This window comes from Deinococcus frigens DSM 12807 (genome assembly GCF_000701425.1).
Taxonomy (GTDB): domain Bacteria; phylum Deinococcota; class Deinococci; order Deinococcales; family Deinococcaceae; genus Deinococcus; species Deinococcus frigens.
Genome location: NZ_JNIW01000011.1, coordinates 15,316 through 36,189, shown reverse-complemented (window position 1 = coordinate 36,189; position 20,874 = coordinate 15,316). Strand labels below are relative to the sequence as shown.

Here is a 20,874-nt window from a genome sequence, read left to right as displayed (position 1 = left end):
TCCAGGGGCGGGCGAACGGCCTGATCTTTTCATTTGCCGCCCCCTATCATGGCGGGCGTGTTCTCCCTTCCTCCACCCCTGCTGGCCCTGCTGCTGGGCGCACTTCTCGGCCTGTGCGGCCTGCCCCTGCCGTGGAGCGTTCTGAGCGTTCTCCCCCTATCGGGGGTACTGGCCTACGCCGCCAGCGCCCGCACGGTGGAAGGCGTGCCGGGCCGGTTGTTCTGGTCGGGCGTGGGTTACTTCACCGTACACCTGTGGTGGCTGACCGCCTTTCTGGGCAAGATCTTTAGCTTTCCCCCGGCGGGCGTGCTGGCCTTTGCGTTGTTCGTGCTGGAGGGGCTGTTCCTGGCGGTGATGGCCTACCCGCTGACCCGGCTGGTCCGCTCACCGCTGGCCCGCGTGTGGGCGCTGGCGGGCGGCTGGGTGGTGCTGGAATGGACGCGCTTCCTGGGACCGCTGGCCTTTCCCTGGCCCACGCTGGGCTATACCCTGCTCCCCACGCCTGTCATTCAGATTGCGGACCTGGGGGGCGTGTTGCTGGGCAGCGTGCTGGTGGCGGGCACGGCGGCGGCGCTGGCCGGGCTGTGGGTGGGCGGCTGGGGTCTGAACAGGCAGGGGAGAGGCCGCCCGGTCCTCCTGGCCGCGCTGTGCTGGGCCGCCGCCCTTGCCTACGGCCTGACCCGCACGGCGGGCGAGGGTCCGGTGCAGCCGATGCTGGTGCTGCGAACGGACTTCGATTCGTTTGGACGGGCTGTTGGAGACTTGACGCCGGAGGAGCAGCTCGCTTCCCAGCTCGAAGCCTCTAGAAACCGGCAGCCTGGAGAATTAGTGGTCTGGAGCGAAACAGCATTAACTGCTTCTGGAGTGCAGACTATTTTGCCTCTGTTCCCTGGACTGGGGATCAGTGGGCTGGGAACGCCTTACGGTGAACGTCCAGAACGGAACAGTGCCGTCACTATCGACGCTCAGGGTCAGATCACCTCCAGAGAAGAAAAGGCCAAACTGGTGCCTTTCGGCGAATATTTTGTGCTATACAACGGCCCTTTACGGTCCATTTACCGTGTCATCGAAAATGTCTTGGGTTTTAAGCTGCGTGACATGGCTCCGGCCCAGACTGTCCATCCACTGACCTTAAACGGCGTTCAGTACGGCGCGTATATCTGCTATGACAGCGTGTTTCCCTGGGTGGCCCGCAGCCTGACCCGCCAGGGCGCGCAACTTCTGGTCAATCCCAGCAATGACGGCTGGTACAGCGGCTGGGGCGTGCAGCAGCACTTCATGATGGGCCGGATGCGCGCCATCGAGAACCGCCGCTGGCTGGTCCGCAGCGTGAACAGGGGGGTAGCCGGGGCGGTCAACGATCTGGGGCAGCCGGTGGACATTCTTGCCAGCGGGAATCAGACCCAGGCGTTAAGCGTGCGGCCCAGACTGCTGAGTGGACGGACGCTTTTTAACCGCCTGGGCGACTGGCCCGCGCTGCTGCTGGCGCTGGGGATGATCGGATATGGGGTGCGGGTGGACCGGCGGGAGCGGAGGTGATCAGTCCTGTGGATCGCGCAAACGCTCCATCGCTTCCATAGCTTCGCGCCTGACTTCCGTGTCCATCTTGGCGTAGATGGCCGAGGTGTTGACCGAAGCGTGGCCCAGCACATCCGCGACAACGTGCAGATCACGCGTGGCGCGGTAGAGATGCGTACCTGCTGTGCGCCTAAGGGTATGCAGTCCCCACAGTTCTGGTGACAGGCCAAGCGCCTGGTAATAGACGGCAGCAATCGTACGTGCGCCTTTGGTGGTCAGTCTGCCGCCGTAGTTCCGTCCGCTCAATGAAACGAGCAGCGCCTCGGTCCTGAGCTTGCCTGCTGCTTCCAGAGCTGAACGCGACATTAACCAGTGGCGCAGGCTGCGTTCCACCCGCGCCGTGATCGGAACCATGCGCCCCTTGCCCCCCTTGCCCAGCACTCGCAATTGCCTCTCGTTCAGGTCCGCGTCCACCGCATTCAGCCCTACCAGTTCTGCTGCGCGCAGGCCCAGGCTCCCGCCGAGTTCCAGTAAAAGTGTGTCCCGGTGGGCGTGCAAGGTGTCGTTAGGATGAAGGGCAGCAGGCAAAGCCAGTAACTCCGTGTACCGCGCTACGGACAACGCCTGTTTCTTGGCATGTGCTGGTGTTGTGTCACTGGGAGGCCGTACCCCGAAACTGGGATCGCTGGCAATGGCCCCGGCCCAGACCAGCGCTTTCATCAGGTTCCGCACGCCGTATAAATGGCGCTTAATGCTGGAGGCGGCCAGACCAGTCTGCTGCATGGTCAGCAGCCAGACCTCGAAGTCCTCGGCGGTCAATTGATTCAGCGCCCGCTCCGGCGACTCGGGTGGCCCGGTGAACGCCAGGAAACGCCGGAGCGATTCACAGTAGTGGTCCAGCGTCATCTGGCTGACGCGTGCGCCTCGGCTGGATTTGAGGCGCATGTAAGTCACCAGCAGATCAGCCAGAGCCTCAGCATTCTGCTCATGCGCGGCCCGCAAGCCCTCGCGCCGACGGTTGGCGGCGTTTGACCAGCGTGAGGCCAGGACCAGTGCTTCTCCTGTCAAGTTCCCGTCCTATATCCCATAAGTGAAATTATAGGACATAAATTGCCGTTTCTACCCTGAGTCTCGTCACGCCTCTCACGCCCCGGCCTCAGCCTCAAGGCCATGCGGACCTGGGGGTACAGTGGGTGGGCGCAGGCCACCTCAAGATCGGGGATAAAATCAAGCTGGCCGATGGCACCGTGGGCGTGATCGCCAATGTCGTCACCGTCCAGCAGACCCGGGAGATGTTCAATCTTACGGTCAGTGAAGCGCATACGTACTATGTGGGGCAGGAAGGGTGGCTCGTTCATAACCAGGGTGGGCCAACTACCCCAGGTGCAAACAGTAGATCGGCAGGGAACGGATGGACATACAATTCAAAAGTTGACCTTGATTTGCGTGGATCTGGATTAGCGCAAAGTGATGCTGTGAATGAGGCTTTCAGAAGAATTGGTGTGCCGCGAGATCAATTTGAAATCACTAGATGGGGAAAGACAGCAGAAGGTAAATCCTTCCCCGTTGAGTGGCGTGTTACTACTGGGCAGCATGCGGGAGCTGAGGTCAACATAGATTGGCCCCACTCAAAGAATGGGCCGGAAGTGCCTCACGTTGGTTATCAAACCGCAGGAAAACGCGGAAGCGGCGGTGCCGTTCGTGGACACATTCTTCTCGATCTTGTGACTTGCAACAGGTGAAATATGGGATACGTGGCAAAAGAGATTAGACAGGCTTCGGACACTCTTGGCATTCAATTCTTAGAAATGCCACCAGCAGAATCAGCGGAGTTCCACAATCGTATAGTCGAAAAGTTTAAAATGTACAAGAGCCAAACGCCTTATTGGGAGCAATTTTCACCGGAAATAGCTATACATGACCCTCAAGGATGGAAAAAAATCAGTAAATTCATACATGAGGCACCTGTCTATCTATATTTCGACGAGCATAATGAAACTTCTGTCTTCAAATTTGACAGCCCGAATGATTTAGAATCGGTACTAGCAGAAACGACGGGATTCGTTTTCTATATTTCACCTATTGATCTAGAAATTATAGTTAGTTTTAATGATCACGATATGCTCATGTTGGTTAGGCTAGGTGTCTCAAGCGTATCTGGTTAGCGGCATTGGCTTTCCCAATCACCCCCTGTCTCCAAGCTTCCCCTCCCTACCCCGGCGTCACCACTCACCTGCGACGATAGTTCTCCCCAGTCTGATTGGTCACTGTTACAGCCCAAACCCCTACTGACGAAGCGCGGCAGCCTCAGATTCTGGAGCTGCTGCGCGTTCTCCTCGGTGGCCTTATCTTCAGACATTCAATCCTCTACCCTTCTTTTCGGTTCTATCGTCCATCTGAAGTACACCCTAAATGGACAGACGCGCGACACGATAAACACGCCGTTCAGGTGTCCATCTGAAGTCACCTTACCTCTATCTATCCTGACAGGTGTCAGGGAACGCCTTGGGTTGAGACTGACAGATGGAGGGGACTGTGGGTATCAGGATTGAGAAGCGGACGTGATTCTGCTTCTCTCCCTATGTCTCCACCTCTTCCTCCCGGGCCGCCGTGATAAACCGCGCCGCTCCGGGCAGGATGCGCGCGGTGAACGGTGTGGTTTCCACCATCAGTTCGCCGTCGTATTGCAGCGGAAAGGGATCGGCGGCGTCCACGGTGATCTCGCGGGCGTTCAGGGTTTCGAGGTTGCCGCTGAACATCGGATCTCCCAGATTCAGCTTGGCGCGCAACGAGTCGATCAGGTTGGGAATCAGGCGCAACAGGTTGCCCGCCTTGAGCAGCACCACCGTAAACTGGCCGTCACTGGGATTGATGTCCGTGGTGATTGGCATGCGGTAATTGGCCATGCCGAAGTTGGCCACCATCACGCCGATGCCCTCGAACTCGCGTTCCTGCCCGTCCAGGGTCAATTTGAACGTCGTCTTCCTGGGGTTGAGCTGTTTCATGGCGCTCAGGACGTAGGCCATCACGCCGAAATGCTCCTTTAAGTCCTCGCTGTCCCGGATCATGGCCGCGTCCGCCCCGGCCCCGGCCAGCATGGCAAAACCCTTCTTCTCCCCGCCCACCTCGATCTCGCCCAGATCCACCTGGATGTTGTGACCGTTCAGTACCAGGGCGGCCAATTCCGGCGCAGTGGTGGGCAGGTCCAGATTCTGCGCGATCAGGTTGGCGGTGCCGGCGGGAAAGGCCAGGACTGGCACGCCCTTGCTGCGGGTGATGTAGGCCAGGCTGCTGACGGTGCCGTCGCCACCCGCCGCGACAAGCGCGTCAAAGTCCTCGACATCCTCGACCTGCCGTTCAAGCGGTGTCTCGCGGCTCATCTCGCGCTGGGTAACCTCGGCCCCGCCCTCCTGAAGCCGCCATACGAATTCCGGCAGCTCGCTGTCGCCCTTTCCGCTCTTGGGATTGAAGATCACCAGCACACGCTGGGGCTTGGGGTTGCTGGGGGGGCTGGGGGGGGAGGTTTGACCTGTCATCTTGGCGGTCATTAGACTGTGAAGTCGGAGGCTGTTGCTATGATGCGTTTCTTGGTTGCTTCTTCACTCATGCTTGGGGCGCTCGTGTCCTGCGCGCCTGCACAAACTACAAACCGGTTCGTGACGGTCACACCGGTGCTGATCAAGGTGTCCGGGGCGGCCATGCGCGGCGGCCAGGTCACCATCCAGGGCCGTTACCTGGGCGGTCCCACCACCGGCCAAGTTCGCCTGGGGGCCGATGAAACGGGCAAGGGCGGCTACCGCTTTCCCGCCGCCGCCATTCAGTCCTGGACCGACAGCGAGGTCGTGCTGACCATCCCCACCGACGCCCCGGTGGGCGGAAGCTGGCTGTTCGTGGAAGTCGCGGGCAAGCAGTCCACGGGATTGCCCTACAGCGTCCGCCAGTAAACCCTCACGCCAGCAGGCCGCCTTTCCCACGGTGGGGGAGGCGGCCTCTCCCCTGTTTGCCGCGTCATCTTTAACCCTCTGACCCCCGGACCCATAGTCTCCGTTAGACTCCGCAGGTTATGGCGATTACCCGCCCCAAGGGGACCAACGATCTGCTGCCGCCGGGCAGCCCGAAACTCTCACCCCTGACCAGCGCCGCCGCGCACGGCTGGCTGACCGAGACGGCGCGGCGCGTGCTGGAGCGGGCCGGGGCGGCCAGGATCGACACCCCCATCTTCGAGGAAGCCGAACTGGTCAGGCGCGGCGTGGGCGACAGCACCGACATCGTCCGCAAGGAGATGTTCACGGTCTACTACTTCGGCGATCACGGCGGATTCATTCTGCGCCCCGAGGGAACGGCGGGCATCGTACGGGCGTACCTCCAGAATGGCCTCAAGCAATTGCCCACGCCGCTGAAGCTGTGGACCTCGGGGCCGATCTTCCGCGCCGAGAACGTGCAGAAGGGCCGCTACCGTCAGTTCCATCAGGTGGATTACGAGGTGCTGGGCAGCGCCGATCCCCTGGTGGACGCCGAGGCGATTGCTTTAATGGTGGACGTGGTGCGCGAACTGGGTTTAAAGGAAGTGCGCGTCAAGCTGGGCAGCATCGGCGATCCGGCGGATCGTAAGGCGTACAACGCCTATCTGCGCGAGCTGTTCACGGTTCACGTTGACCGCCTCTCTGACGACTCCAGGGACCGCCTGACCCGCAACCCCATGCGGATTCTGGACAGCAAGAGCGAGGGCGATCAGGTGTTGATTGCCGAGCTGGCTGTGAAACCCATGCTCGACTTCCTGGGTCAGGAAGCGCGGGCGCACTTTGAAGCTGTGCAGGGCCACCTGAAGGGCTGGGACGTGCCGTATAACCTGGACCCCAGCATTGTGCGCGGGCTGGACTACTACCGCCGCACCGCCTGGGAGCTGCACCATGAGGGTGTGGGCGCAAAATCCGCGCTGGGGGGGGGCGGGCGCTACGACGGGCTGGCCCAGGTGCTGGGCGGGCCAGAGGTGCCGGGCATCGGCTGGGCCTTTGGTGTTGAGCGGCTGCTGCTGGCGCTGGAAGCAGAGGGCGTGAAGTTGCCTCAGGGCGAGGGGCCGCTGCTCTACGTTGTCGCCCTGGATGAGGAATACGTTCCACACGCCGCGAAGATTGTGGTAGACGCCCGCGCGGTGGCCCGCGCCGAGTTCGCCTACCGCGCCATGAAACCGGGCAGCGCCTTTAAGGACGCTGAACGCCGGGGCGTGCGCTGGATCGCCCTGCTCGGCTCACAGGAAGTCGAGAACGGCACCCTGAGCCTCAAGAATCTGAGGGGTGGCGAGCAGCGCGTCATCAGGGTCTCGGAGCTGGCGGCGTTCCTCGAAGGCGCGAACTGATCCCCTCTCTGGCTCCGCTCACCGCATCCCCTCCGAAGGAGTCCCAATGAAACGCACCGCCATGATCGGCCACCTCTCCCCCACCCACGCCGGTCAAACCGTCACCTTGCAGGGCTGGGTGAACCGCCGCCGCGATCTGGGCGGCCTGATCTTTCTGGAACTGCGGGACCGCAGTGGCCTGATTCAGGTGCAGGTGGAGCCGAATTCTCCCGCCTTTGCCCAGGCAGACCGTCTGCGGGCCGAGTACGTGGCCGAGATTGAAGGGGCCTATCAACTGCGCCCCGAAAATCAGCGCAAGGGCCTGGCTGCGGATTACGAGGTCATTGCCTTGCGAGTGAAGGTGCTGAATACCGCCAAGACTCCTGCCTTCGAGCTGGAAAAGGGTGCGGAGGTGGCCGAGGATATTCGCCTGAAGTACCGTTATCTGGACCTGCGCCGCCCGGAGATGCAGCGGGCGCTGATGCTCCGCAGCCGGGCGACGGCGGCGGTCACGGCCTTTCTGGACGCCGAGGGCTTCGTGGCCGTGGAAACCCCTATGCTCACCAAATCCACGCCGGAGGGCGCGCGGGATTTCCTGGTGCCCAGCCGCCTGAACCCTGGCGAGTTCTACGCCCTGCCACAGAGTCCACAACTGTTCAAGCAACTGCTGATGATCGCCGGTTTTGACCGCTACTACCAGCTTGCCCGCTGTTTCCGCGATGAGGACCTGCGCGCGGACCGCCAGCCGGATTTCACGCAGCTCGATATGGAAATGTCGTTCGTGGATCAGGAGGACGTGCTGGAGTTGCAGGAGCGGCTGCTCTCGCACGTCTTCAAGACTGTGCTGGACGTGGACCTGCCTCTCCCCTTTTCCCGCCTGAGCTATCACGATGCCATAGACCGCTACGGCTCCGACAAGCCCGATCTGCGGTTCGGGATGGAGTTTATGGACGTGACGGACCTTTTTTCGGGCGGCGAATTCGCCGCCTTTGCAGATGCCGGAGCGGTTAAGGTGCTGGTCGCGCCGGAACTGACCCGCAAGCAGATCGACGAGCTGGAGCGGGTGGCCAAGCAGAATGGCGCGCGGGGGCTGGCATGGGCTAGGCGCAACGGGGACGGATTCACGGGGGGCATCAGCAAGTTCCTGACACAGCAGACGGCGGCGCTCCTGGAACAGACGGGGGTGCAGGACGGTGGAACTCTTCTCTTCGCGGCAGGCGAGTGGAAGCGGGCGGCCACGGCGCTGGGCGCGGTGCGCCTGAGCCTGCGCGATCTGTTTGCTCTGGCCTCGGCTGGCCCGCAGTTTCATGTTTCCTGGGTGACCGATTTCCCCCAACTGGAATACGACGAGGACCGCGCGAGCTGGACCTACATGCACCATCCCTTTACCGCCCCGCACCCGGATGACGCCGGACTGTTCGGCACCGGGCGGCAGAGTGAGATTCGCGCACAGGCATACGATCTGGTTCTCAACGGTTTCGAGATCGGCGGCGGCAGCATCCGGATTCACGATCCGGCAGTGCAGCAGCAGATGTTCGCGGCCATCGGCTTGACCCCCGAGGAAGCGCGGCGGCAGTTCGGCTTCTTTCTGGACGCGCTGGAATCCGGCACGCCCCCGCACGGCGGCATCGCCTGGGGTTTTGATCGGCTTGTGATGGTCATGGCCGGGGCCACCAGCATCCGCGAGGTCATCGCCTTTCCCAAGAACAACCGTGGCGCAGACCTGATGGCCCTGGCCCCCTCCCCTGTTTCGGCAGCCCAGTTGACAGAGTTGGGGCTGGACTTGCTCCAGGATTAGATTTGGAGAGAAGCTGATCACGGGTTCTGCACTGGCAACCTTGTAGTATTAGTGAATAAAGTCACAATAGTTGAAGATTGTGAAATATTTGTGGACTATTGTCCGACTGCTTCCAGAAAATCCAGCGTATACCGCGCCACCGTACGTGGAAAAACGTCGGGCAGGGCGTGGGTTCCGCCTTTTATTTCGCAGACATAAGCTGAGGGGACCGCTTTGCGGATGGCGTCCACTGTCCAGAGCCGGACCACTGAGTCAGACATCCCGTTGACAAGCAGCGTCGGTGCCCTGATTCGCGACAGCAGACGGCCAGTGTCGTGATTGTCCTGATCCTGGGCCAGCTTGAGCATGCGGCGTACGCCGCAACGGGAGTAGGCCCGCAGGGCAGGAACCAGCAGGCCAATCCTTTCGCGGGGCAAGTCCACCAGCAATCTCACGAGCTGGGCAGAAACGCTGGGGTTTTCAGGGATACCGGTGGGCGCGCAGGCGATCAGTGCGCCCACGTGTTGTGGGTAGCGGGCTGCCAGATCGAAGCCCACTTCTCCTCCCAACGAATGTCCGAAGATGGGCACGCCCCTCAGACCCGCCGTCTCCAGCCAGGCCGCCAAATGATCGGTAAGCTGTTCGATGCAGTCCGGCAGGTGACGCAGGCCGTCGCTGTGGCCGTGGCCGGGAGGATCGTAGACGTAGACCGTGCGGCTGCGCGCCAGCTCACGCGTGAGGCGCACGTACATCCACGACGCGCAGCCCAGGCCGGGCACGACCACCAGCGGTGGTCCGCTGCCGCGCACCCAGGCATGGGTGGACAGGCCACCCACATCCAGGTACAGCGCGTGGCCCCCACTCACCCGGAAGCCTGCGGGCCACCGACAAATTCCAGCACGGCGGCGTTGAATGCCTCAGGCGCATCCACCATCACCACATGTCCGGCGTGCGGGATGACCTTGAGTTGCGCTCCGGTAATCGAGCGGGCCAGCATTTCGCCCAGCGGCAGCGGCACCAGGGCGTCTCGCTCGCCCCAGACCACCAGGGTTCTGGAGGTAATCAGGGGCAGGCAATCCTGCACACTGTCCTTGAGCAGATCGCTGGCGTTGCGCCACAAGTTCAGCGGCCCGGCCAGCAGGGCGTCGGTCAGGATACGCGGCACGAAACGTTTGCGCCCGGTGATCAGGGCGCGCGGCAGATTAAGGGCGGTCCGGTAGGCGTTGGCCTTGAGCAAGCCGCTGGCGCAGACCAGCACCAGATTCGCGATGCGCTGCGGGTGTCTGGCTGCCACGCGGATGCAGATGTGGCCGCCCATTGAATGACCGATCAGGGTGATGTCGCGCAGATCCTCGGCGTCCAGCCAACTGGCGATCAGGGCCGCACATTCACGGACGGACAGGGCGCGTTGACGGCGGGCGGTGCCGTAGCCGGACAGGTCCAGGGAGTAGACGCGGTGACGCTGCGACAGGCCCTTCAGATTCCTGCGCCACCAGCGCCCGGAGCCGCTCAGACCATGCACCAGCACTATCGGTGAACCCTCACCGGTGACGCGGTAATGCATCCTCACTCCTGACCGTTCATACACGCCGCTGGACACAGCGGGCAGCATAGCGCGCCGTATCTAGGTGGCTGCCCCATCTCCTCTATTCCACAGTTCTCATTGCACAGTATTGATTAAGTGAATCATTTCACGATAAATCCAATTCGTGAAAAATAGATTCGGTTATTCATCTTCCGACAGAGATAACAACTTCAGTACCGCTCGGATATGGTTGAACATTGACTGTACGGCCTACCTCGACCAAGACAGCGTTCCAACCTTTTCTCAGAGAAGCCAGATAGCCCTTGTTGGCGGTCACCATCACGTCTGCACTGACCCAGGGAATGAACAGCGCCGCCTTGCCCACCATCACGGTGGCCTCGGTTAACGCCTCGTTGTCATCATGACGCTCATTGCCGTTGAGATCACGATAGGTAAAAAATTTCAGTTCACCCGCAAACGCTGCGGCGCTGATCTGCACGGGATCAGTCACTCCCGGCCAGGACACGTTCTGCGGGGTCAGCACGGCCTGAGCGCGACCAGAGGGTGCGCCCGTGGGAACGTCGAGTCGGAACTTGCCACCACTAAGCGAAGCGCTGACTAACTCCTGCACTGGCTGCCCAAACGGCGTGACCGCAAAACCGCCAATACGGGTCTCCGGCGTCACGCCCCCCTGCACCATGCCCGTGACGGTCAGGGCCGAGGCTGAAGCCAAGGTCAGCCCCAGCGCCAGAGACAGCGGACGACGGATGTTCATGGGTTCAGTGTACGGCGGGCGGCTGATCTGGAGGTGACTTCCTCGCTGGGAAAATCCAGATCAGCCGCCCGGTGCAACAGGTTCAGGAGCGAAAGAGGCACGCGTCAGGATGACTGGCGGCTGTGGGCGTACCTCTAAAGCACAGCGCCCCTACGTAGATAGCCAATACAACGATGTTCAAAGCCAACAACCCTAGGGTTCTCGTGTCTGGCCGTGCCCAGAAAACTGACCAGGTCGAAGGTGGCGTGCCAGAGCATCAGCGGCAGCAACGAACCCGCCCGCAGGCGCAGCAGGGCCGCCACCGTGCCGAACAGCAATGAGAATACGATCTGCATGGCCGTCGCGGCCACGCTCTGGCCGCCCAGCAGATTCAGGGCGTGTGTCAGGGCAAAGGCCACCGATGACACCAGCACCGCCGTCATCACGCCGCGCGGCAGCAGCCACTTCATGAACAGGCCCCAGTATAGCCCTTCCTCGACGAAGCCGACCAATCCGGCCAGAGCAATCAGGGAAATGAGGTGGGCCACGCTCTGCGGCAGCGCGGGACGCTGGCTGAAGAGGTTGATCACCACAACCAGCAAAGGGACGAGGAACAGGCCCCAGCGGGCTGCCGTGAATTCGCTCAGCCGCTGTGGGCAGACCGCCCGCCACTGCCGACGGGCAACGTACATGACGGCCAGCCACAGGGCAAAGAAAGGATAGACCAGTGTCACGGGCTGAACCTGCTGGACGACTCCCGCCGCACCTGGCTGAGAACCCATCAGATACAGCGCCGTTCCCGCCGCGCCCAGCATGACTGCCAGAATGTCAACAGCCATGAAGATGTCCGAACTTTCGAAAACCACTGGAGTCAGTACTGCCAGCATCAAGTACTACCTGCGCGAGGGCATGCTGCCTGCGGGGCGTGCCACCGGTCCACGCGACGCCGATTACACCGAGAGCCACGTCGAGCGATTGGAAATCATTCGCAATTTGCAGGATACGGCCCAGCTTCCGATTGCCACCATCAAGCGGTTGCTCGGTGCCGTAGACGATCAGGCTGTTCCCATTCCGCAACTGGTGGCAATGGCCCACTCTTCCATATTGACAACACGCAAAGTCACGGCCCAGGAGCGGGAGCTGGCGGCACAATTGCTGACGGCGCTCGACTGGACAGTGCCGGAGCGGTCCCCCGTTTTCGGGCAACTGGCCCATCTGCTGGGTATTCTTCACCAGGGCCAGGCTCCGACAGACCCGGACGGACTGGCCCCCTGGCTTGCCGCTGCCGGGCAGGTCACGCAGACGGAACTCGGCCTGGTGCGAACTCAGGGCAGCCGCGCGCTGCTCGTTCATGATGTGGTGATTGGAACCTATCTCAGCAATCAATTGCTGGTCACGCTGCACATGGCGGCCCAGGTCAATCAGGCCATGAAGCAGTTCGGCGGCTGACCGTCAGAAAAAACGCAGAGGAGACTGCCAGCACACCGGCAGTCTCCCGTCAAAAGTCTTGAATTACTGGTGTAGCGCGGCCTTGACCAGATCGATGATCTCGGGCATGGTGTCGGCCACCGGCACGCTCGCGTCTTTGAAGGCGGCCAGCTTGCTCTCGGGAGTACCGACGTTGCCCATGATGATGGCTCCAGCGTGGCCCATGCGCTTGCCTGCCGGGGCGCTGCGCCCGCTGATAAAGGCCACGACAGGCTTTTTCATATGTCCTTTGATGTATTCAGCCGCCGCTTCCTCGTCCGCGCCGCCGATCTCGCCGATGACCACGATGGCGTCGGTGCCGTCGTCGGCCTCGAACATGGGCAGCACGTCGGCGAAGGTCGTGCCGATCACTGGATCGCCGCCGATGCCCACGGTGGTGGACGTTCCCATTCCGGCGTCGTTCAGCAGCTTGGCGGCCTCGTAGGTCAGCGTGCCGCTGCGGCTGATCAGGCCGATGCGTCCGGGCTGGGTGTAGATCTTGTTGGGCATGATGCCCACCTTGGCTTCCCCGTTGGTCACCAGACCGGGGCAGTTGCCGCCAATCAGGCGCACGCCCTCGCCGCCGTGTTCACGGCTCTGGGCGTCCAGCGCCTTGACTTCTTGCACGGCCTTCATCATGTCCACGGTGGGCACGCCCTCGGTGATCAGGATGATCAAAGGAATTGCCGCGTGGGCGGCTTCCAGCACGGCGTCGGCAGCCCCGGCGGGAGGCACGAAGATGATGGACACGTTCGCGCCCGTCGCCTCTTTGGCCTCGGCCACCGAGTTGTAGATCGGCCAGCCCTCGAAGTCCAGGCCGCCCTTGCCGGGGGTCACACCCGCAACGACCTGGGTGCCGAATTCCTTCATGGCGCGGCTGTGTGAGGCGCCCTCGCGTCCGGTCATGCCCTGGACGATCACCTTACTGTCTTTGTTGACGAGAATTCCCATTTATTTATTCGCCTCCTTGGCAGCTTCGGCGGCGGCATCGAACATGTTGGGGAACATCTGGATCAGCGGGCTGTTCACCTCGGCCAGCAACGCCTTGGCCTCTTCCTCAGCCGTCCCGGCGATCCGCATCCGGACGGGCTTGGTCAGGATGCCGTCCTGGAGCGCCTGAATCACGCCCTTGGCCACCTCATCGGCGCGGGTGATGCCGCCGAAGATGTTGATGAAGATGGCCTTGACGTCCTTGTCCTTACTGACCAGCTTGACCGCGTTGTAGACGATCTCGGCCTTTGCGCCGCCGCCGATGTCCAGGAAATTGGCAGGCTTGGCCCCGGCGCGGTTGACCACGTCCAAGCTGGTCATCACGATGCCCGCGCCGTTGCCCAGCACGCCCACATTGCCGTCGTCGAGCTTGACGTAGGCAAAGCCGTACTTGCTGGCCTCAATTTCCAGGGGGTGCTCGGCCTCCATCTCGCGCCAGTCGGCCAGGTCCTTGTGGCGGTACATGGCGTTGTCGTCGATCTCGAATTTGGTGTCCAGTGCAATCGGGGTGCCGCTGGCATCGACGAACAGCGGATTGATCTCCACCAGCACGGCGTCGCGTTCCAGCGCCGCCTGACTGAGCTTGACCATCATGTCGGCGATCTTGTTCAGGTTGCCCTTGAAGCCGGCCTGAATGGCGACTTCACGGGCCTCGTAGGGGCGCAGGCCGGTAATGGGATCGACGCGGTAATGCACGATCTTCTCGGGGGTCTCGGCGGCCACCTCTTCAATGTCCACGCCGCCCTCGGCGGAGGCCATCAGGGTAAAGCTCTGGACGTTGCGGTCCACGATCATGCCGATGTAGTACTCGACGCCCGCGTCGATATCCACGGCCCTGGTCACCAGCACCTTGTTGACGGTCAGGCCCTTGATGTCCATGCCCAGGATCTTCTCGCCGTTCTCGAAGGCCTTATCGGGGTCTGCGCTGAACTTGACGCCGCCCGCCTTGCCGCGCCCGCCGACATGCACCTGGGCCTTGACCACCACGGACTGGCCGTAGTCGCGCGCGATCTGACGCACCTCGTCGGGGGTCTTGGCGACCCGTCCCTCCTGCACATTCACGCCGAACTGGCGCAGGATTTCCTTGCCCTGATATTCGTGAAGCTTCACGTTTCTCCCTCCTTGGGGGGCGGCCTGAGCAGGCCCGTTCTCAAAAAATCTGATCTTGTCCCGGTAGAGGAGTATAGGCGTCCCATCCGATTGGCGGGCGCTTTCACGCGCAAACCCTCAACAGCGTGGTGTCTCCTGAACGGGGACAGGATGGGGCGGCAGCACGAACAGGCGGCGGGCGAAGTGTTAGCCTCCCAGTTTATGAGCCAACTGCAACAGTTGAGAGACGCCATGCGCGGCGCGGGCGTGGACGCCCTGTGGGTCAGCCATCCGGCGAATGTGCGGGCGCTGACGGGTTTTTCCTCGCCAGAGGACGGCAGGGTGCTGGTCACGCCGGACGCGGCCACGCTGTACACCGACGCGCGCTACACCGTCCAGGCGCGCGAGGAGTCGGGCCTGCCGCAATTCATCGCCCGGCCCCCGGAGACCTTCAAGCACGCAGCAGCTCTCTTGAAGGGTCAGACGGTCGGTTTCGAGTCCGACAGCCTGACGGTGGCGGGGCTGGACGATTTGAAGGAACACTGGCCCGACGCCAAGCTGGTGCCGTTGCGCGGCATGATCCAGGGGCTGCGGCAGATCAAGACGGCACAGGAGATAGCCGCCATCCGGGCGGCGCAGAATCTGGCGGATCAGGTCTTCAATGAAGTCCGGCCCATGATCATCGCCGAGGTGCGGGAACTGGACATCGCGCTGGAGATCGAGACGCGGCTGCGACGGGCCGGAGCCGGGAGCGCGTTCGGCGTGATCGTGGCAAGCGGGCCGCGTGGAGCCATGCCGCACGGGCTGGCCTCTGAACGGGTCATCGGGGACGGTGAACTGGTGACGGTGGACATGGGTGCGCGGCTCAGCGGCTACAACAGCGACATGACGCGCACCGTAGCTGTAGGAACGCCGTCGGACGAGATGCGGCGCGTGTATCACGCGGTGCTGGAGGCCGAGGAAGCTGCCATCAGGGCCGTGAAGCCGGGCGTGCGGGCGGCGGACCTCGACAGGATCGCGCGCGATGTCCTGACCGGACACGGCCTGGGCGAGGCGTTCGCGCATTCGCTGGGTCACGGCGTCGGGCTGGAGGTGCATGAAGGGCCGGGACTGCGCGGCACCAGCGAGGACGTGCTGGCGGCGGGCATGGTCATCACCATCGAGCCGGGCGCGTATCTGCCGGACGTGGGCGGCGTGCGCATCGAGGACTTGCTGCTGGTGACGACCGATGGCTATCAGGTGCTGAGCCACGCGCCCAAGGAGCCGGTTTGAAACGGGTGGCTCTGGCCCTGGCGTTGATCCTCTCCCCTGCTGGCAGCATGACCTGGGGGACAACCAGCGCGTCCACCGCCGTCTTTCAGAGCGGTTCGGCGGTGTTTTACGGCGGCAGGGCCACGCGGCAGACGGTCATGACCGCCGCGCACCGGACGCTGCCCTTCGGGACCTGGGTGCGGGTCACCCACACCGGCACGGGCCGCAGCGTGGACGTGATGGTCAATGACCGGGGACCGTTTGGCAATGCCCGCCGGGTGATTGACCTGTCACGCTCTGCCGCCGCCACACTGGGCATCCTAGGTCAGGGCGTCGCGCCGGTCACTCTGCGGATCCTGTCCAGACCCTGAAGGCACACCCCCGGCGCCTTGCACCCGGGTTCAAGGTTTCTTCCAGACGGGGGGTGTTAGAATCGTTCGGGCTTGAAATCACACCGCAACACGCACCTGATTTTGTACAGTTGAGCTTCACCCTCAAGGAGATGGTTTTGATGACGATGGAAACGGCACTGCTGACCCTGGACACGCTGGCGAAGTACCTGAAGGAAAAGGAAGTCCAGCTCGATATGGAAGAGAACAACGGCCAGCGCTTCATCCGCATGGGTTGGCGCTTCGAGATGGGCGACGCCGCCGTGCTGGTCAGCGTCAACGACGGTCCCAACAACACCTCGCGCCTGGAAGTCACCTGCGTGACGCAGAAGACCTACACCGAGCGCCGTGAAGAGGTGGTCAACATGCTCAACGACCGCAACCGCGAGCGCGCCTTTGCCCGCAGCATCGACACGGACGGCAACGTGTGGCTGGAATACGTGGGCTTCTACCCCACCCTAGCCGAGATGCCCCAGGAAACCTTCGACACGCTGTTCGGAGGCGTACTGATGCACTTTCAGGATGACTACGCCACGCTGGAGGGCCCCGGTCCCCATGGACCGCAATTGCAGCAGCCGCAGGCATAAGCATTTTCAGATCGCCCTGAACGGATGGAGGGGCCGGGGCAACCTGGCCTCTATTTTTTTAATATTGCTCCACTCTATGGTGTGCAAGTGAATCATTTCACGATATGTCTAATTCGTGAAATTTTTGTTTGCAACATACTTGCCGTTCTCGGAGAGTGGATCAGCTAACATTCGCAGTGTATGAAACTGCGGGCCTCATGGGTGATCGCTCTAATGTTTGCTGGAACTGGCGCTTCGTGCGCGGCCCCTCTTTCGGTCTGGAGCCATTTTATCGGTGCGGATGCCGACTGGCTGAGGGCGCAGGCTGGAGCCTTCACATTTCGCACCGGCCAGCACATCACCATTCATGCGGTCTCCTTTGATGAGGCGGTGACCAGTTTTATGGGTGACGAACGCCCTGAGGGCATTCCAGCCCCCGATCTGTTCGTCGGCGTCCCCCACGACTACCTGGCCCGATCTGTCCAGGCTGGTGTGGTTGCACCACTCAACAGTTTCAAGCTGGACTCAGCCGATGATGCCCTGGCCCTGACCGCAATGGAATTCGCGGGCAAACAATACGGTCTCCCCCTGGCGGCAGAGGCCGTTGCGCTGGTGTATAACAGGAAGCTGGTTGGGACCCCACCCCGAACGTGGCAGGACTTTTTGAACGCCGCCCGCCTCAATACCTGGGGTGGCAGATTCGGGGTGGTCTGGGACGCGCGCAATCCCTACCTGAACTACGGCCTGATCGCGGCTTACGGCGGATACGTTTTTGGCCGCAGGAACGGAGAGCCTGATTCGCAGGACATTGGGCTTGCCAGCCCGGGAGCCGTCAAGGCGGCGGCGCTGCTCAATGACCTGATCTACCGGGACCGGATGCTCACTGCCCACGTGGACGATGAAGCCGCAAAACGCCTGTTTCTGGAGGGGAAGGCAGCCATGTTCCTGGCCGGACCGTGGGACATGGCCGACCTAGTTCTGGCCGGGATGGACTTCGGTCTCGTGCCCCTTCCCTCGCCACCCGGAGCGACCCACGAGTGGAGTCCATTCGTCAGCGTGTACGGAGTTTTCGTGAGCGCGGCCAGCACACAGCAAACAGAGGCCGCACAGTTTGCCAGGCAGCTCACGGGCCGGGAAGCGCAGGTGGCCCTCGCAACCGCAGGCGGGCGGATTCCAGCCAGCAGCAAGGCCCGCGCCGACTTGCGAAACAATTCAGTCGTGAGCAGCTTTGATGAAGTCATCCTCAGAGGAACCCTGATTCCACACCTCACCGACAATAACTTCCTGTGGCAGCCCTGGGGCGAGGCCATGAACGCCGTGATGGCTCAGCCGCAGCCCAACTACACGCAGATCCTGTCCAGAGCTGTCGAGCAGATGAAGGCGGCCCTTAAGCGGTGACAGTCCCCGTTCAATCTGCACCCGCTAAATCTGTCCCCACCAGCTCTTCGAGCCGGTCCACGTACTGCTCAAGGGTGCGGAACGTCGCCTCTACCGGCTCCGGCGAGAGCATATCCACGCCGGCCTCCCTGAGCGCGTCAATAGGGTCCAGGCTGCCCCCGGATTTCAAAAAGTGCAGGTAGGTTTCGCGGGCGGCCCCCTCATCCTGCCCGAACTGTTCGAGGAGCTGGTGCGCCGCGCTGATGCCGGTGGCGTACTGATAAGCATAGAAGTTGGCGTACAGGTGGGTGGAAAACTGCGCCCACAGGATGCCGCTGCGCTCACGGTCCATCGTTACGCCGTCGCCGTAGCCCTGGGACAGCAGATCGGCGGTGAGCGTCATCAGGTCCGGGGCGCTGAGGGTGCCCCCCGCCTCGATGCGGCGGTAGCACTCCAGCTCGAAGGCGGCCAGCGTGGGCATGATGAAGAAGTAGCGGTGGAAGTTGCCCAGCGCCTCCTCGATGATGGCGACTTCCAGGGTGGTGTCCCCGGCGGCGCGGGCCTCTTTCAGCAGGTGCTGGCGGACCATCGCCTGGTTGAAATTGCTGGCGACTTCAGCGTGAAACAGCGTGTAGCGCGGAACGGAATGCGGGTGCTCGCGCATGGACAGCAGCGAGTGCATCGAGTGACCGATCTCGTGGGCCAGCGTACTGTAGCTGGCAAGCGTGCCGTTCCAGGTCATGAAGATGAACGGCTTGACCCGCCCGCCGCCGTTGCTGTACGCGCCCTGGCGTTTGCCGTCGTTCTCGGCGTAGTCGGTCCAGCGGTCCTCGGTCAGGCCGAAACGCAGGTCCTTCACATACTCCTCGCCCAGCGGGGCCATGCCAGCGGCGATCCAGTCCACCGCCTGCGCGTACTCGACTTTGCGGGGCGGGACCAGCGAGGCTTTCACGTCGTATTCGCGCAGTTCCCCCAGACCCAGCCAGTCGCGGCGCACGTTCCAGTAGCGGTGCCAGATCGGGGTGTTGGCGCGGTAGGTGTCCAGCAGCGTGGTCACGACTTCCACGGGAATGCGGTCCGGGGCGAGGGACGCGGTGATGGCGTCGGGGTACTTGCGGGCGCGGGCCAGGAAGACGCTCTGGCGGACGTTGGTGGCGTACATGGCGGCCTGCGCGTGGCGGGCGGCCAGGTGGGCATCGGCGTAGTTTTCCCAGGCCTGACGCCTCACCTCGCGGTCCGGGCCGCTGACCAGGCTGTCCACGTTGCCCTGCGTGACCGGGGTGCCGTCCGCCGCGCCAAAGCGCAGGTCCATGTTGGCCAGCGCCGGATGAATACCGCGCTCGGAGGCGAAGGGAGCGGCCACCGCGCCCAGCAGCTCCTCAACCTCACCGCTGCGGACGTGCGGACGGCTGCGGAGAATGCGCTCCAGCCTCACGCGCTGATCGGCGAAGTCGGGGCGCTGGAGCCACCCCGTGATGGTGGCCTCGTCCAGTGCCAGCAGCTCGGGGCGGAAAAAGGCGGTCACGGTACTGTACCGGGCGGCGATCCCATTGGCACGGTCCCGGCGCGCGGCGGCCTCCGAGTCGTGGCCGTCCACGCTGGCGGTCATGCTGGCGTAGGAGAAAAAGCGGGTCAGACGCAGTTCCTGATCGTCGGCGGCCTTCAGATAAGCCAGTAGTGCCTTGGGGCTGCTCAGTTTCCCGGCGTGGGCGGCCAGGGCGTCGATGGCCGCTGGCAGCGCGTCCGCCTCGGCGTCCCAGGCGTGCGGCGTGGCGTACAGCGCCTCGATGTCCCAGGTCTGCTCACGCGGCACGTCGGCGCGGGCGGGAAGGCTGCGGGGTTGACCGGACGGGTGGGCGGCTGTCATGTCCCCGAGGCTAGAGCATCCGGGGTGAACAAGTCAGCAGGAGCGGGGAGCCAGAGCGTTCAGATCTTCGGACGGCTACCCCAGCAGCCCAAGCGCGTACTCGCCCATCTTCCGGGGAATATCCACGCCCGTGGTGGACACGCTGTTCTTGAACTCCATGGTGTGGTTGATCTCGATGACCAGCAGACCGCGCTCCGAATCTTCTACCAGATCGACGGCGACGATTCTGCCGTCCACAGCGGCGGCGGCCCGCACGGCCAGGTCCGCCAGCTCGGGCGTGATTTCGCAGTTGCTGGCCTTTGCGCCGCGCGCCGTATTGGTGATCCAGTGGCCGGAGGTCCGGTAGATCGCGCCGATGCACCCGCCGCCGATCACGAAGGCCCGGATGTCGCGTTCGGGTTTGTGGATCAGCTCCTGCACGTAGAAGACGGCGTGCTGCGGGCCGCCCAGCACTTCCTTGTGCTCGATCACGGCCTCGGCGGCGTCGCGGTCATTGAGCTTGCTGACCATGCGGCCCCACGAACCGACGGTGGGTTTGAGAACCAGCGGATAGCCCAGCGCCTCAATCTGCTGCAATGCAGCGTCTCCGTCGAAGCTCACACCGGTGCGCGGTGTGGGCAGGCCAGCGGCATACAGGCGCGCGTTCGTCGCCAGCTTGTCGCCGCACAGTTCTATGACGTGGCCAGGGTTGATCACCTGCACGCCGAAGCCTTCCAGCGCGCGGGTGACCGCGTGGCCGCGCGTCTGGCTGACGCAGCGTTCGATGGCCACCTTCCACGGCACGCCTGCGGCTCCGGCCTCGTCGAAGGTCAGTTTCAGGTGCGGGACATACACCTTGTCGTAAGGCGTGCCCAGGGCGTCCAGCGCCTCGAACAGCATTTTCTCGTCGGGGCGGATGCGGTCATACAGAACGGCGAGTTCGGCCATGGCAGAAGCGGGGAGTAGCCCTCAGCAGATGGCGGCCAGAGC

The 20,874-nt window shown here is 62.9% G+C and carries 21 protein-coding genes; 11 read left to right on the top strand and 10 right to left on the bottom strand.

Annotation, left to right across the window (positions count from 1 at the left end; genetic code table 11):
- Positions 1-48: 48 nt before the first annotated feature.
- The gene (lnt, locus tag Q322_RS0105945; protein WP_029476855.1) at positions 49-1,539 is read left to right on the top strand and encodes an apolipoprotein N-acyltransferase; all 1,491 of its coding nucleotides are present in this window, start codon (positions 49-51) and stop codon (positions 1,537-1,539) included.
- On the opposite strand, the gene Q322_RS0105940 is transcribed toward lnt, so the two are convergent.
- Complete coding sequence (locus Q322_RS0105940) at positions 1,540-2,586, bottom strand: tyrosine-type recombinase/integrase (RefSeq protein ID WP_029476853.1); 1,047 nt, start codon at positions 2,584-2,586, stop codon at positions 1,540-1,542.
- 125 nt (positions 2,587-2,711) lie between these two features.
- On the opposite strand from Q322_RS0105940, the gene Q322_RS24445 reads away from it, so the two are divergent.
- Complete coding sequence (locus Q322_RS24445; protein WP_156952911.1) at positions 2,712-3,260, top strand: polymorphic toxin type 47 domain-containing protein; 549 nt, start codon at positions 2,712-2,714, stop codon at positions 3,258-3,260.
- A 12-nt stretch (positions 3,261-3,272) separates the two neighbouring features.
- Positions 3,273-3,683: a hypothetical protein gene (locus tag Q322_RS23145; RefSeq protein ID WP_156952910.1), complete on the top strand. Its 411-nt coding sequence runs from the start codon at positions 3,273-3,275 to the stop codon at positions 3,681-3,683.
- Positions 3,684-4,097: 414 nt separating this feature from the next.
- Here Q322_RS23145 and Q322_RS0105925 read toward each other — a convergent pair whose 3' ends face one another.
- A complete protein-coding gene (locus tag Q322_RS0105925; protein ID WP_029476850.1) occupies positions 4,098-5,054 on the bottom strand; it encodes a diacylglycerol/lipid kinase family protein in 957 nt (318 codons plus the stop codon).
- Between the two features lie 120 nt (positions 5,055-5,174).
- Between Q322_RS0105925 and Q322_RS0105920 the strand changes: the two genes are divergently transcribed.
- The 3 genes from Q322_RS0105920 (at position 5,175) to aspS (ending at position 8,651) form a co-directional block, all read left to right on the top strand.
- Entirely contained in the window at positions 5,175-5,462 is a 288-nt protein-coding gene (locus tag Q322_RS0105920) for an IPT/TIG domain-containing protein (RefSeq protein WP_342667655.1), read from the top strand.
- A gap of 119 nt (positions 5,463-5,581) precedes the next feature.
- Complete coding sequence (gene hisS, locus Q322_RS0105915) at positions 5,582-6,874, top strand: histidine--tRNA ligase (RefSeq protein WP_029476848.1); 1,293 nt, start codon at positions 5,582-5,584, stop codon at positions 6,872-6,874.
- Positions 6,875-6,920: 46 nt separating this feature from the next.
- Positions 6,921-8,651 carry an aspartate--tRNA ligase gene (aspS, locus tag Q322_RS0105910; RefSeq protein ID WP_029476846.1) on the top strand — a complete coding sequence of 577 codons (1,731 nt, stop codon included), beginning with the start codon at positions 6,921-6,923 and terminating at the stop codon, positions 8,649-8,651.
- 95 nt (positions 8,652-8,746) lie between these two features.
- Here the strand turns inward: aspS and Q322_RS0105905 are convergent, their stop codons facing one another.
- From Q322_RS0105905 to Q322_RS0105890, 4 genes are all read right to left on the bottom strand, one after another.
- The gene (locus tag Q322_RS0105905) at positions 8,747-9,496 is read right to left on the bottom strand and encodes an alpha/beta fold hydrolase (RefSeq protein ID WP_029476844.1); all 750 of its coding nucleotides are present in this window, start codon (positions 9,494-9,496) and stop codon (positions 8,747-8,749) included.
- Positions 9,493-10,194, bottom strand: a complete 702-nt coding sequence (locus Q322_RS0105900; RefSeq protein ID WP_245593159.1) for an alpha/beta fold hydrolase — start codon at positions 10,192-10,194, stop codon at positions 9,493-9,495. The genes Q322_RS0105905 and Q322_RS0105900 overlap by 4 nt, the downstream gene beginning before the upstream one ends.
- Before the next feature lie 166 nt (positions 10,195-10,360).
- Complete coding sequence (locus Q322_RS0105895; protein ID WP_029476842.1) at positions 10,361-10,930, bottom strand: hypothetical protein; 570 nt, start codon at positions 10,928-10,930, stop codon at positions 10,361-10,363.
- Positions 10,931-11,064: 134 nt separating this feature from the next.
- Positions 11,065-11,748 (bottom strand): CPBP family intramembrane glutamic endopeptidase, encoded by a 684-nt coding sequence (locus Q322_RS0105890; RefSeq protein ID WP_029476840.1) that lies wholly within the window; start codon positions 11,746-11,748, stop codon positions 11,065-11,067.
- Between Q322_RS0105890 and Q322_RS21610 the strand changes: the two genes are divergently transcribed.
- Positions 11,747-12,358: a MerR family transcriptional regulator gene (locus Q322_RS21610; protein ID WP_029476838.1), complete on the top strand. Its 612-nt coding sequence runs from the start codon at positions 11,747-11,749 to the stop codon at positions 12,356-12,358. The two genes, Q322_RS0105890 and Q322_RS21610, sit on opposite strands and share 2 nt — an antisense overlap.
- A 63-nt stretch (positions 12,359-12,421) precedes the next feature.
- On the opposite strand, the gene sucD is transcribed toward Q322_RS21610, so the two are convergent.
- On the bottom strand, positions 12,422-13,327 hold the full coding sequence (gene sucD, locus Q322_RS0105880; RefSeq protein WP_029476837.1) for a succinate--CoA ligase subunit alpha: 906 nt from the start codon (positions 13,325-13,327) through the stop codon (positions 12,422-12,424).
- Positions 13,328-14,476 carry an ADP-forming succinate--CoA ligase subunit beta gene (gene sucC, locus Q322_RS0105875; RefSeq protein WP_029476836.1) on the bottom strand — a complete coding sequence of 383 codons (1,149 nt, stop codon included), beginning with the start codon at positions 14,474-14,476 and terminating at the stop codon, positions 13,328-13,330.
- 201 nt (positions 14,477-14,677) lie between these two features.
- Between sucC and Q322_RS0105870 the strand changes: the two genes are divergently transcribed.
- From Q322_RS0105870 to Q322_RS0105855, 4 genes are all read left to right on the top strand, one after another.
- Positions 14,678-15,727 (top strand): M24 family metallopeptidase, encoded by a 1,050-nt coding sequence (locus Q322_RS0105870; RefSeq protein WP_029476835.1) that lies wholly within the window; start codon positions 14,678-14,680, stop codon positions 15,725-15,727.
- Between the two features lie 5 nt (positions 15,728-15,732).
- Entirely contained in the window at positions 15,733-16,077 is a 345-nt protein-coding gene (locus tag Q322_RS0105865; protein ID WP_281173624.1) for a septal ring lytic transglycosylase RlpA family protein, read from the top strand.
- Between the two features lie 140 nt (positions 16,078-16,217).
- Entirely contained in the window at positions 16,218-16,682 is a 465-nt protein-coding gene (locus Q322_RS0105860) for a YbjN domain-containing protein (RefSeq protein ID WP_029476831.1), read from the top strand.
- A 180-nt stretch (positions 16,683-16,862) separates the two neighbouring features.
- The gene (locus tag Q322_RS0105855) at positions 16,863-18,059 is read left to right on the top strand and encodes an extracellular solute-binding protein (RefSeq protein ID WP_029476830.1); all 1,197 of its coding nucleotides are present in this window, start codon (positions 16,863-16,865) and stop codon (positions 18,057-18,059) included.
- Positions 18,060-18,069: 10 nt separating this feature from the next.
- Here Q322_RS0105855 and pepF read toward each other — a convergent pair whose 3' ends face one another.
- Both pepF and lysX read right to left on the bottom strand, forming a co-directional pair.
- Entirely contained in the window at positions 18,070-19,905 is a 1,836-nt protein-coding gene (gene pepF / locus Q322_RS0105850) for an oligoendopeptidase F (protein WP_029476828.1), read from the bottom strand.
- 75 nt (positions 19,906-19,980) lie between these two features.
- The gene (lysX, locus tag Q322_RS0105845; protein ID WP_029476826.1) at positions 19,981-20,832 is read right to left on the bottom strand and encodes a lysine biosynthesis protein LysX; all 852 of its coding nucleotides are present in this window, start codon (positions 20,830-20,832) and stop codon (positions 19,981-19,983) included.
- Positions 20,833-20,874 lie beyond the last annotated feature (42 nt).